We start from the raw sequence: 12,637 nt of genomic DNA, 5'->3' as shown, positions 1-12,637 counted from the left end.
AAAATTATGATTGGATTTCTGATTACGATTTACGCTGGATTAGAACATGCCTTTGAAGCTGATCATTTACTGGCTGTAAATAATTTGGTTACTAATAGAAATAGAATCAAAGATGCTTTAAAAGATGGAATGTTCTGGGGTGTTGGCCATACTTCCACAATTTTTTTAGTCGGCATTATCATGATTGGCTTTAAAATTTCGATAAGCGAAAATATATTTAGCTATCTCGAAGCTATTGTAGGTTTGATGCTTATTGTGCTGGGAATAATTCGTTTGTTTAAATTATTGTACAAGAAAAAACATGCGCACACGTATTACCATAGTCACGAGCATACGCACAGTAACGGAGTTACACATACACACATGCACGCTCACACCTACTATCATTCGCATCCTATTGCCTCTTTTAAACATGCCCATTTTGATGAATCAACAAATTATAAAACGGCATTTGGCGTAGGACTGGTTCATGGTTTGGCAGGGAGCGGATCTTTGGTTATTTTGGTTATTTCGCAAATGAAAACTCCATTAGAAGGATTACTTTATATCCTAATTTTCGGAATTGGTTCTATAATAGGAATGTTTATCGCTGCTGGATTATTTAGTATTCCGTTTACAAAGAGCATTCTCAAATCTCAAAAATTGCAATATGCCTTAATAATAATTTCTTCGGTAATATGCATCATCTTCGGCTTCAAGATTGTTTATACCAATTTATTTTAAAAATTAAGTTTATTCAGATATAAAAAAATGCTACGACGCTATCCCCATGTCGAAGCTTTTTTTTCTTCATTAATTATACTCTAATTAACATATAAGAATAGCTTAATGATATCTTAAGGCTATTTTTAAAGCTTCATTTACTGCGATAAATATCTTTGCTTCATGAAAAATATTATACGCAAATTATACCTCCCAATTCTCTTATTTACTTTAAGCCAATTTTCTTTTGCTCAAAAAACAGCAATAAAAGGAACCATCACCGACGGAAAAAACCCTATAGAATTTGTTGATGTTATTTTAAAAAGTACAGCCGATTCAACAAAAACTGTTAATTATACCACAACAGATGTTTCTGGCAATTTCGCTCTAGAAAATGTAACTTCTGGAGAATACCTGCTTCAGTTTAAATTAATCGGTTTTAAAATAAATACTAAAAAGATAAAATATACAGGCACGGCTATTTCACTCGGCACTATCATTTTGCAAGAAGATGCAAATCAGCTTAATACTGTAGTTGTAAACTCACAGAAAAAACAGATTCAAAAAACTGCAGAAGGTTTTGTTTTTAACGCGGTTTCAAATATTTCGCAATCAGGAGGAACAGCAATTGATATGCTAAAAAATATTCCAACAGTTTCGGTTGATGCTGATGATGCCATTTCGTTAAGAGGAAAAACGCCTTTGATTTTAATCAATGGTAAAAATTCTGCTATTACTGATATGAATCAGATTCCGGCAAGCAGTATTGAAAGCATCGAAATCATTACAAGTCCGACTGCAAAATACGATGCTAATGCAGAAAGTGGCATTATCAATATCAAACTTAAAAAGAATAATCTAAACGGAATAAATGGTGCTGCAGTTCTTGGTGGCGGTTTTGGAGCAAAAGGAAGATTAAGCAGTTCTGCTCTTTTAAATTATAAAAACGACAAATGGAATGTTGGCCTTGCTTACGACAATCGTTTTGCAGGAAGAACAAAAAGTATTGAAGGCGAACGAACGAACTATTTTATTCAAGACGAACATTATATCCATCAGACTCGAAGTGACCAGCGTACAGAAGGTTTACAAAATCTAAAATTCAATCTTGATTTTTCTCCAAATGAAAGAAACACTTTCTCTTTTGAAGCACTTGGAAATCTTGAGAACAAAGACAATGAAGAGACTTTAAAAACGAATGTTTATAACGATTCAGATGCCTTTTTCTCTGCTAACCAACGCCATTCTTCAGAAATCCAAAAAGCTAAAGCTGCAGAGTTTTCGTTAAATTATGACCGAAAATTTTCTGATGACAGAAAAAGTTTAAATGCAAACATTACCAGTTCTTTCAATTTTGGCAGAGAAAACACAAATATCGATACCAATAATTACGATGAAAATGGAATGCTGATTGGTGACACATTTTGGCAAAAAACACATAATTATGGGAAAGAAAATATTTCGAATGCTATTGTAAATCATGCATTTCCAATTTCAGAAAAATCAACTATTGAAACAGGCTATAAAGGAACTTTTAGATTTTTTAATTCTGATTTTCAAACCGCTGATTTAATTAATGGCGATTATGTAGTTAATCCGCTTGCAAGTAATATTTTTGATTTTAATGAGCAAATAAATGCCTTTTATGGACTTTTAAATTCGTACTCTGGTTCAAAAGACAATCAGAAATGGAAATATAATGTCGGACTTCGTGCAGAACAAGTTTCAAATAATGGAAAAACAGAAAATGGAAGTGATAATTTTTCTAATCATTATTTAAAACTTTTCCCTTCAGCATCTTTTCAATTGAATTTGCAATCTGACGAATTTTTAAAATTTGGTTATAGTAAACGTATAAATCGCCCAGATCTAGATGATTTAAATCCTTTTGTTGATATTACCGATGCATTAAATCCTCATAGTGGAAATCCTTATTTAAAACCAGAAATTATTCATATTGTAGAATTAAATTATAATAAAGAATGGGATAAATATTCGCTTTCTGGAAATGCCTTTTATAGAAATGCTAACAATACCATAAGACAATATGCCACATTGCAAGATAATGGAGTTGTTTTATTACAGCCTCAGAACATTGGAAACATGGTTACTTATGGAGTTGAAGGTATTTTTAGTCTAAAACCATTCTCTTTTTATGATGCCAATATTAGTTTAACGGCTTTTCAGCAAAACATTAGTGCAACAAATTTACCACAATCTGAAGATGTTGTCAATAGTGCATTCAGTTGGTATGGAAAAGTGATCAATAACTTTGTGCCATGGAAAGATGGAAAACTACAAATTATAGGAAACTACAATTCTGCTGTTGCAACTCCACAAGGAAAAAGAATCCCGATTTACAATGTCGATATGGGATTTCAGCAAAAATTAGGAAAAGGAAATGCACGATTAGGCTTAGTTGTAACCGATATGTTTAACACATTAGAAAGCGGTTATAAAAACAATACTTTATTATTTAAAAGCAATAGAACTTCAAAATCTGATACAAGAGCTTTAATGATAACGTTTGCTTATACCTTTAGATCAGATTTCAAAGAAAAATTACTAGAAAATCAGTTTTCGACGGAGTAAAAACTGACATAGAATCATAAAAAAAGAAAAATTTCATTCTTGTATTTTTAAGCTATTATTCTATTGAAAAATTGAATTATATTCGCCAAAAGAAATCAGCTAGACAGATTTTTTTAAGCCCGAAAACACTTAATCCTACATAGAATGAAATTTTTACATTTATTAGTGGTCACACTATTTTTTACTGCCTTTCAATCGTATTCACAAGTACACGTTGATCAGATCATCCATAATTCTAAAGAACGTTACATTACCACAACTATTGGTTATCCAGTTCCAGGAACTTTTGCACCTTTGAACCAAAAAGAGCCTATTACAGTTTTAAATCCAGACGGAACAGGTTTTATTCAGGCCGAAGATTTAAGCAAACAAAAAATAAACTGGGGAATAGAATGCACAGAAGAAGGTGTTCCTGTTTTTAAAGAAGGATTCAACAGTGCAACTTATACATTTTGGTACAGACCAAATGACAGTGAAGAATGGTATTACTCTCAATTCTCTATTCATTTTGCCAAAAAGAAAATGTTTTTAATGGGCGAAAGAGTAAAAACTTACGAAGATTATAACGTGCAATAACTTTTAAAAGCATCTTCAAATTAAATTTTTCTTGATTTTTTGGAAATTTCACGGCGAAAAAGAAAACGTTTTCGTTGATTTTTAATAGTCTCTATAAATTTTCCCATTAAATTTTATAAAACTGAAAATCATACCCAAATTTTATTTAATTTGCAATAAAATTCAATATATTAAACATGGTTTCAATCACACGCCTTTTTGATTTTCCCTATTATCAACAAGAAACTTACAACCTTCCAGTTGCTCTTGCAACCAAAAAAAATGGAGTCTGGGAAAAAACATCTAGCCAAGAATATATTGCAAAAGCAAATGCTGTTTCGAGAGCATTATTGCGTATGGACGTTCAGAAAGATGATAAAATCGCATTAATTACTTCGAACAACAGAACGGAGTGGAATATAATGGATATTGGTATTTTGCAGACTGGTGCTCAAAATGTTCCTATTTATCCAACTATCGCAGAAGAAGATTACGAATATATTTTAAACCATAGCGGTAGCATTTACTGTTTTGTTTCTGATGAAGAAGTATTACAGAAAGTAAATGCCATAAAAGCAAATGTGCCAACTTTAAAAGAGGTGTATTCCTTTAATGAAATTGCAGGTTGCAAACACTGGACAGATTTACTTGCACTTGGTGAAGACGAAAGCAATCAAAGCGAAGTCGAAGCTAGAAAAGACAGCATTAAAACAGATGATTTAGCTACTATTATCTACACTTCTGGAACAACAGGAAGACCAAAAGGAGTTATGCTTTCGCACAAAAATATTGTATCAAATGTTTTGGACAGTGCGCCAAGAATTCCGTTTGATCCAGGAAAAAGCACTGCATTAAGCTTCTTGCCTATTTGCCATATTTTTGAAAGAATGATTTTGTACATCTATCAATATTATGGTGTTTCAGTTTATTTTGGAGAATCGATCGATAAAATTAGTGACAACTTAAAAGAAGTTCGTCCAACTGTCATTACAGCTGTACCAAGACTTTTAGAAAAAGTTTACGATAAAATTTATGCTAAAGGAGCCGAATTAACTGGCATCAAGAAAAAACTGTTTTTCTGGGCTATTGATTTAGGCTTAAAATACGAACCATACGGAGCTAACGGATTCTGGTATGAGTTCCAATTAAAAATTGCTCGCAAACTAATTTTTAGCAAATGGAAAGAAGGTTTGGGAGGAAATCTAGATTTAATGGTTTCTGGAAGTGCTGCTTTGCAACCACGTTTAACGAGAGTTTTTGCTGCTGCAGAAATTCCAGTTATGGAAGGTTACGGTCTATCTGAAACATCACCCGTAATTGCAGTTAACGATCAAAGAAACAGAGGTTTTAAAATTGGAACTGTTGGAAAACCGATTCGTAACCTTGAAGTTAAAATTGCTGAAGACGGAGAAATTTTATTAAAAGGACCAAACGTAATGTTAGGTTATTATAAAGATCCTGAAAAAACGGCTGAAGCAATTATCGATGGTTATTTCCATACAGGAGATATTGGAGAAATTGACAGTGAAGGTTTCTTGAAAATTACAGATCGTAAAAAAGAAATGTTCAAAACTTCTGGAGGTAAATATATCGCTCCACAAATGATTGAAAATGCCATGAAACAATCTCGCTTTATTGAGCAGATTATGGTTATTGGTGAAGGTGAAAAAATGCCTGCAGCCTTTATTCAACCCAACTTTGAATTTGTAAAAGAGTGGGCTAAAATTCATAAAATTACTTTAGGAAGTACAGATGCTGAAATTTCTTCAAATCCAGATGTTATTAAACGAATTGATGAAGAAGTAGAAAACATCAACAAAAAATTTGGTCACTGGGAACAAGTGAAACGCATTGAGCTAACTCCAGATGTTTGGTCAATCGATGGCGGACAACTTACTCCTACCTTAAAATTGAAACGAAAAATTATTAAAGAGATTTACAAAGACCTTTATGCTAAAATCTACGGAAACAATTAATAAATCAAAATAATATAACCAAAGCGAAAAGGCCGTCTCAATGAGATGGCCTTTTTTAGTTTTAAATATTTTTTTGTCTGAATATTTTTTAACTATTTTTAATCTACTAAAAACAAAATAATGAAAGAATATATCGACAATATAAATTGGTCAGAAGTTTGGGAGTTTTCAAAACAATTTATCCTGCCTAACATCGGTTGGTTTATACTCTGGATTGTTTTATTTATTGTTCTCGGGATTATTTTAGGCATTCTTTTCAATGTGTTTTTATATCGAAAAAATTTCTTTTACCGCGACAAAAAATATTACAACTGGTTTGCCAAACTCTGGATTCCGTATTTCCTAATTGTCATTCTCTATTTTATGACAATGATTGGCTTGTTCTACGGAACGCATTCTATTTTACGCAGCGAAAACAAGAACATTGCCACTAAGATTTATTCTAACACTTTTGGAACCACATTTTCATCTGAAAAAGAGAAAAAAGATTTTTTGCATGCTTTGCAACTGCTTTCAAATTCTTCAGAAGATGCCAGTAAAACGCTTACTAAAGCATTTGCATCTTATATCAAACAAAACAATAGCGGTTTAAGCACTTTAGATAACTTCAAAAATTCTTCGACTTCTTACTTGCTTGAAAAATACGAATCAGATGTTTACAGTGCTTGCGTCTACGGATTTATGAAAGCTGTCGACAAAAAAGCCGACATGAAAAATGTAAAAGACATTAATTATGTCGATTTTAAAGCTACTTTGGCAAAACTAGATCAGATTGAACCTCAAAAGATTGAACTCTCCTTACAATCAGAAATGGGGCGAAAATTACAATCGGTACAGAACTTTGTTTTTTATGGAATTCTAAAACACGAATTGATTTTTTTTCTGTTTTTTCTTTTGATTCCGTTTGTTGAACTTCTCATTTATATAAAATTTGTAAAAGCACCAAAAACAACTCAAAATACAGTTGCTATTTAATTGATAAAGATTTTGTTCTAAAGGCTATCTCAATAGGATAGCCTTTTTTAGTATCAAAAAAAACGGGTATTTTTACTTTAACCCCAAAATTATAATTCCCGTATTTTTATGTTTTCATTCAACTAAAATTGAAAAGTATGCCTTGGACAATTCTCGAACAATTATGGAACCGTGCTGTAAATCCAGAAAACACGAATCCAGATCTTACCAATTGGGACAACGAAATTAAAACATTGTACCAATTAGGTATTGCCATGGAAGATACTTTATTCTTTTTATATTCTGAAAAACCAGATTTTGAAACTTTCAAGACATGGATTAATAACAGAAAACGAAATGCTGCCTCAGAAATAGAGGATTTAATAGAAAATGTATTGTCTGAAGAAGATCTTCAATTTTGGAATGAGAACGGTTATATAGTAGTTAAAAATGCCATTTCTAAAGAAGATTGCCAAGCCACACAAAATGCAATTTGGGATTATTTAAAAATGGATCCAAATCAAAAAGAAAGCTGGTACAAACGTCATGAAAAACAAAAAGGATTGATGCTTAATTTTTCGGATCACGAAACTTTAAATCGTAACCGTTTTTCGCCAAGAATAAAAAAAGCTTACGAACAGCTTTACACAACCAATAAAATTTACAAAACTATTGATAAAGTAAGTTTTAATCCTCCGGAAACAGATCATTTTACTTTTCTTGGAAGTCCGTTGCACTGGGATATGAGTTTAAAAAAACCGCTTAAGTATGGCCTTCAAGGTTTACTTTATTTAACCGAATGCGGAGAAAATGATGGCGCTTTTCATTGTGTTCCTGGTTTTCATAACCAGATTAATGAATGGCTCGATCAACTTGCACCGAATGAAAATGCTAGAGAAAAAGCTTTAAAAACTTTACAGCCAAAACCAATTACAGGAGATGCAGGTGATTTTATAATCTGGCATAATGCACTGCCGCATTGCGCAACACCCAACAAAGGAGAAAATCCAAGAATGGTGCAATATCTTACTTATCTTCAAGATGATTACAATGCTACAGGAGAATGGATTTAATTTATTTATAGCAATTGTAGAAAATGCGAAAAACTGCAAATACAACGATTTACAGTTTTCTACAGTTATCAGCTATTCTTTTTAATAACTGCGATTAACAAATTAAATTCTAATTTTTAAGGCACCAATTCAAAATCTTTGCGATGTTTTTGGCATCGTCAATTCCGCGGTGATGTGTTCCTTCTAATGGAATATTCAGCAATGCAAGCGCACCATTCATTCCTGTTGGTTTAACCAAGCCAAACTTTTCGGCAAAATGCTCTTTTACATTGATATGCTCCTCTCCCATTGGATAGGAAACACCAAACGATTTACATTGTTTTTTCAGCATATTTAAATCGTATTGACCATAACTTGCCCAAGTATACAAATCAGGATTATACTCGTCAATAAGCTCATTAATGGCATCTTCGAAACTAACTCCGTTCTTATCAAGCAAATCCTGAGTAATGGTGGTTAATTCCGTACAAAACAAACTAACGGTTGAACGTTGTGGCTTTACTAATATTCCTTTATTCTTCGAAATTGCTCCTGTTTTTGTATCCAATACAGCTAAACCAATTTCAATAATTTCATTTTGCTGCCCACTCGGGACAGCACCTTGCCAACATGTGGCTTCTAAATCGATAATAATAATTTTATCTGTAGTTTTCATTTTTTTAATTTTTAAAAATTTTACAATTCCCTGTCTCCAAAAGGAGCTTTCCAATCTTTCTTTAAAATAACGGCTTTTACCTCATCATAAGAAAGAGGTTCATAATTGTGGCAGTCAACACCAACATCAAACGATCGAGAAGTTTCATCATCAAACAAATGACCATGCGAGTGACCGTATAAATGCCATGTTCCTCTAAAAGAACTTCTCCATACTTTCATTGCGTAGTGAAACAAGATTATTTTCTGCCTTCCGTTTGGTGCATCTGCATCTTCAATACTTAATTCATAATAATCTTTAATCCATTCAAATCGTTTTGCATAACTCAATGCCGATTTATCGTGATTGCCTTTTACAAGAAAAATAGAACCATTTAATTGGTCTAAAATTTCTTTTGTTCGTTCTGGTCTTGCCAGCGAAATATCTCCTAAGTGATAGACAATGTCTCGCGGACTCACCTTTTCATTCCAACGTTTAATGAGTTCCTGATCCATCTCTTCTATCGAGGCAAAAGGCCGTTCACTAAACCTAATTATATTCGTGTGACCAAAATGATGATCAGACGTAAAAAATATTTTTTGATTCATTAATTTTTTAAATTTTTAATTTGAAACCACCAATTTTATATTGATGGTTTCTGTTGTATTTTCTCTGTTTTTATCAGAAAAACATGCTTTTAAAATCTAGAAAGAAACTTCTTTTCTTAGACTTTTTTTCAGGTTTTTCTCTTTTTTCAGAGTTCTTTTTTTCAAAAACAGCTTTAGCTTTCTCAAGCTTTTTTACTGGTTTTGTTTCTTCTTTTTTAGAAGTTTCATAAAACTTTTTGAAAGGACGTGGCTCAAAATCAACCAAAATAGCTGCCATGTTTATAGCATCAATATTTGATGGATCTGTCTCTCCTTTTAAGAACGTTTCTATAGGACGGAATTTGTCTTTCTTTTCCTTAAACTTGTTCTTTTTGGTATGATCGAAATCTAAGCCCAGTAGATTCTTGAAAACATTCAAATCATCTTGAGTTGGGTTATTCTCGAAAATAAGCCAGCACAAATCACGAAGTTTACCACGAGAAGGCTTGTACAAATAATCAAAGTATTGACCGCCTTTTTCTGTCTCGTATTTATTTCTAATTGCTTTTTTATATTTTTCTAGTGTATTGTTTTGCATGGTATTTTTCTTTTGCAATTCTTGGGAATCTCAGGAAATTGAAGGCTTTTCTGGGAAATCCAATATCACAAAAGTTCAAAAGCACGCTTGCTTTACTAGAGAAATATCTCTAAATGATATATATGGTTTTCCGAAAATTTACCTTTTCATTCCATAGGCTAATGCATTCTAAATCTGCTTCGATAATCGAGGCAAACGAAGATTCACTAAACTCCACTGTATCTGTCTGACCTTTATGGGCCGACCCAAATCCTATTTCTTGATTCATCCTTAAATTTTTATTATTAAACTTAAACAATCAACATTTACTGCTAATGGTTCTTTTACTTTACGAAGATTTCTTTTAATTGACCAATTACGTTTCCGCCGCCAGAAATAGTGATTTCACCAATTTTATCTGCGATTTTTTCAACGTATTCCATCTCTTTCAACTTCCACAACATTTCGTTTTCTTCCATCAGCTTTGCTGTGTTAAGCAAACTTCTTGTTGCAGCAGTTTCTTCTCTTCTCATAATGCTGTTGGCTTGCGCTTTTTTCTCCGCAACCAAAACCTGATTCATGATTTCTTTCATATCTCCTGGAAGAATTACATCTCTTATTCCAGCATCAGAAATTTTCAAACCTAAATCTTCGATTTTAGTTTTTGCTTCTTCTAAAATAGCTTCGGCAATAGCATCTTTTTTAGTTAACAATTCATCTAAAGTCAAGCTTCCAACAAAAGCTCTTAAAGCCAATTGCATTGCTACATACAATTGTTTTTCAAAATCTTTATTTTCAGTCAAAGCTTTCATGATATCAACTACTTGGTATCTCACAAAAAAGTTAATTCTCAATCCTGCTTTATCTTTAGTCAACAATTCTTGGCCGGAAATCTCCAATTGCTGCTGTCTTGTATCGACAGTTTTTACTTCGATTGTAATGGCGTTATTCCAGAAATAATGTGTTCCAGATTTCAATTCTTTCACAAAAGTTCCATTCACAAATAACAAAGCCTTGTCGTTACTTGCTACAATGAATTTTCTTGTGAAGTATCTCATCTTAACATTTTCCAATAAGTTTACTGGAATATTTTCTGTAATTTCAATCTTAGACAAATCTGCTTTAATGAATTCATTTTTTACAACTCCTTTCCAAAAAGCATATTTTCCTGGCGTTAAAACTTCTTTGAAATTTCCTTTTACGAATTGTAATACAATTTCGTTATCGGCAACCTCAACAACTTCCAAAAGAGATACTAACACTTCATTTTGCAATAAAATATCCAACTCAAAAGGAGCCTGAAAAGATCCATTTAGATCATAAATCATAATGTTTTTATTTCCAAAAATCCAGTGTAATCCTTCTTCTAAGATTTTTTCCAATTTTCTATTTTCGAACACCAAGCCTACTTGGTACGTTTCGATTTTAATTCTTTTTATCATAATTATATTTTGTTTCAGGTTTAATGTTTCAAGTTTTGAAATCTATAACCTCTATTATCTTTCTTCTTGCTAAATAAAAAAACCTCTTTGCCTTTCTCCTCTAAGAAAAACGGACGAATAGTTTGTTCTTTGTCTGTCTGAATTATTTCTGATTCTATTTTATTGAGAGAATCCCCAAATTCTCTTAACAATCAAATCAAAAAGAAAACAAACTTTTCAAAACACATTTCTATTTGCACTGGCTTTATCAGAGTGTGAAACATCAGATTGTAAAATCCTAATTTCACTGACAAAGACAAATCAGTTTTTTCTAATGGTCATCTTTTTAAGAGTGATGGTCTCTACTGTTACAGGTTTTTGAGACCCGTCGACTTACCGGATTCGTCCAACCGAAACGCGTTCGGTGCAGGATTCGAACCTGCATAACACATCCAATGCTCTATCCAAATTGAGCTACCACATTACTGTGAATGGGATTCGAACCCACAACCCTCAGATCCCTTGTGCGATAATTTTTTGGAAAACCATCAAAACCTCCAAACCAAGCTGCATAGAAAAACATAATACGCTTTCGCGAAAAGTCTGCTACAATAGTGCTATACAGAAACACCCAACAAGGCTTGTTTGATATTTTTAATCAAAGTTTCCTTTGATATCATTTCATTTTTTAAAGAACGTTTTTTCTTCTTAAACAAAGATTCAAATGATCCTGCGCAATTATTCTGCGCAGGATGTTTTTTTTAATTAATCCATTCTATAACTGTCGACAAATAAGTTTCTCTTACTTCATCAAATCGAGTTATGTTCGGAATGTGATTTACTTCTAACAAATATTTAGAACCATCTTTTGCAACGATATAATCATTTCCAATCATATCCATTTGCAGAGTTTTTTTTATATGAATTGTATCTGCTAGCAAATCTTCATCAACAGGCATAAAACCTGCATTGTCAGGATGAATAGATTTTAACCAATCGTCTCCTTCTAATTTAATCTGCCAATATACATCTCCAATCATCATGATACGAACGGCTTCTCCTTCATAATAGGGTTCAATTGTAGCCGTAAATTGGCTTTCCCATTCTCCTGTAAAACGATGTTTATTCTCGCCGCAATGCCAATTACCCCATTTGGCAACCGTATCATTGGCAATATTTACAGAAGCCCCTGCGCTTATAAAACCACGAGGTGCACTAAATTTTGAAAGAGATAATGCTTTTACCAGACACGGAATCTTAAATCGGCAATCCAACATTGCTGCCGCATTCGGATAACAGTCTCCTCGCCAAATTGCTAAACCAGTAATAAAATCGAAATCATTATCGTAAATTCCGTAATAAACCACTTTATCAACCGGAAGCATTCCAACTCCATTGGCTTTTTCCATATAAAGCACCTCATCTTTTACTACGATTTTAGGAATAGACTGATGCCAAATAATGTGTCCTGAAAAATTGGCTTTTATAACATCATACTCTTCTTGTTCAATTCCAACAAGGGCTATTCGGTTGAATAATTCTTTCATTTTTTTTACTTTTTAGCGT

The 12,637-nt window shown here is 32.7% G+C and carries 11 protein-coding genes; 6 read left to right on the top strand and 5 right to left on the bottom strand.

Features of this window, described 5'->3' with window-relative positions; genetic code table 11:
* The first annotated feature begins 6 nt into the window (after window positions 1–6).
* The 6 genes from AC1Q5Z_RS17460 (at window position 7) to AC1Q5Z_RS17435 (ending at window position 7,852) form a co-directional block, all read left to right on the top strand.
* Complete coding sequence (locus AC1Q5Z_RS17460; RefSeq protein ID WP_198856451.1) at window positions 7–723, top strand: urease accessory protein UreH domain-containing protein; 717 nt, start codon at window positions 7–9, stop codon at window positions 721–723.
* 162 nt (window positions 724–885) lie between these two features.
* Window positions 886–3,294: a TonB-dependent receptor gene (locus AC1Q5Z_RS17455; RefSeq protein WP_492446143.1), complete on the top strand. Its 2,409-nt coding sequence runs from the start codon at window positions 886–888 to the stop codon at window positions 3,292–3,294.
* A 144-nt stretch (window positions 3,295–3,438) separates the two neighbouring features.
* Entirely contained in the window at window positions 3,439–3,870 is a 432-nt protein-coding gene (locus tag AC1Q5Z_RS17450) for a hypothetical protein (RefSeq protein WP_198856453.1), read from the top strand.
* A 176-nt stretch (window positions 3,871–4,046) separates the two neighbouring features.
* A complete protein-coding gene (locus AC1Q5Z_RS17445) occupies window positions 4,047–5,825 on the top strand; it encodes an AMP-dependent synthetase/ligase (protein ID WP_492446141.1) in 1,779 nt (592 codons plus the stop codon).
* Window positions 5,826–5,945: 120 nt separating this feature from the next.
* On the top strand, window positions 5,946–6,800 hold the full coding sequence (locus AC1Q5Z_RS17440; protein ID WP_492446140.1) for a hypothetical protein: 855 nt from the start codon (window positions 5,946–5,948) through the stop codon (window positions 6,798–6,800).
* Window positions 6,801–6,937: 137 nt separating this feature from the next.
* The gene (locus AC1Q5Z_RS17435) at window positions 6,938–7,852 is read left to right on the top strand and encodes a phytanoyl-CoA dioxygenase family protein (protein ID WP_492446138.1); all 915 of its coding nucleotides are present in this window, start codon (window positions 6,938–6,940) and stop codon (window positions 7,850–7,852) included.
* Between the two features lie 109 nt (window positions 7,853–7,961).
* Here the strand turns inward: AC1Q5Z_RS17435 and AC1Q5Z_RS17430 are convergent, their stop codons facing one another.
* From AC1Q5Z_RS17430 to AC1Q5Z_RS17410, 5 genes are all read right to left on the bottom strand, one after another.
* On the bottom strand, window positions 7,962–8,507 hold the full coding sequence (locus AC1Q5Z_RS17430) for a 3'-5' exonuclease (protein ID WP_343585633.1): 546 nt from the start codon (window positions 8,505–8,507) through the stop codon (window positions 7,962–7,964).
* A gap of 20 nt (window positions 8,508–8,527) precedes the next feature.
* Window positions 8,528–9,094, bottom strand: a complete 567-nt coding sequence (locus tag AC1Q5Z_RS17425; RefSeq protein ID WP_343585631.1) for a metallophosphoesterase — start codon at window positions 9,092–9,094, stop codon at window positions 8,528–8,530.
* A 73-nt stretch (window positions 9,095–9,167) separates the two neighbouring features.
* Complete coding sequence (locus AC1Q5Z_RS17420) at window positions 9,168–9,671, bottom strand: hypothetical protein (protein ID WP_343585628.1); 504 nt, start codon at window positions 9,669–9,671, stop codon at window positions 9,168–9,170.
* A 323-nt stretch (window positions 9,672–9,994) separates the two neighbouring features.
* A complete protein-coding gene (locus tag AC1Q5Z_RS17415; RefSeq protein ID WP_492446136.1) occupies window positions 9,995–11,092 on the bottom strand; it encodes a slipin family protein in 1,098 nt (365 codons plus the stop codon).
* Between the two features lie 740 nt (window positions 11,093–11,832).
* Window positions 11,833–12,618 (bottom strand): hypothetical protein, encoded by a 786-nt coding sequence (locus AC1Q5Z_RS17410; protein WP_343585622.1) that lies wholly within the window; start codon window positions 12,616–12,618, stop codon window positions 11,833–11,835.
* Between the last annotated feature and the right edge of the window lie 19 nt (window positions 12,619–12,637).

Source organism: Flavobacterium sp. GW823-FHT06G12 (assembly GCF_058794775.1).
Note: the sequence above shows the minus strand (reverse complement) of the source record. Positions and strands in the feature narration are given on the sequence as shown.

Bases quoted from the DNA above. Each gene is read 5' to 3' on its own strand.
- AC1Q5Z_RS17460 (WP_198856451.1), top strand. From the start codon at position 7: ATGATTGGATTTCTGATTACGATTTACGCTGGATTAGAACATGCCTTT.
- AC1Q5Z_RS17455 (WP_492446143.1), top strand. From the start codon at position 886: ATGAAAAATATTATACGCAAATTATACCTCCCAATTCTCTTATTTACT.
- AC1Q5Z_RS17450 (WP_198856453.1), top strand. From the start codon at position 3,439: ATGAAATTTTTACATTTATTAGTGGTCACACTATTTTTTACTGCCTTT.
- AC1Q5Z_RS17445 (WP_492446141.1), top strand. From the start codon at position 4,047: ATGGTTTCAATCACACGCCTTTTTGATTTTCCCTATTATCAACAAGAA.
- AC1Q5Z_RS17440 (WP_492446140.1), top strand. From the start codon at position 5,946: ATGAAAGAATATATCGACAATATAAATTGGTCAGAAGTTTGGGAGTTT.
- AC1Q5Z_RS17435 (WP_492446138.1), top strand. From the start codon at position 6,938: ATGCCTTGGACAATTCTCGAACAATTATGGAACCGTGCTGTAAATCCA.
- AC1Q5Z_RS17430 (WP_343585633.1), bottom strand. From the start codon at position 8,507: ATGAAAACTACAGATAAAATTATTATTATCGATTTAGAAGCCACATGT.
- AC1Q5Z_RS17425 (WP_343585631.1), bottom strand. From the start codon at position 9,094: ATGAATCAAAAAATATTTTTTACGTCTGATCATCATTTTGGTCACACG.
- AC1Q5Z_RS17420 (WP_343585628.1), bottom strand. From the start codon at position 9,671: ATGCAAAACAATACACTAGAAAAATATAAAAAAGCAATTAGAAATAAA.
- AC1Q5Z_RS17415 (WP_492446136.1), bottom strand. From the start codon at position 11,092: ATGATAAAAAGAATTAAAATCGAAACGTACCAAGTAGGCTTGGTGTTC.
- AC1Q5Z_RS17410 (WP_343585622.1), bottom strand. From the start codon at position 12,618: ATGAAAGAATTATTCAACCGAATAGCCCTTGTTGGAATTGAACAAGAA.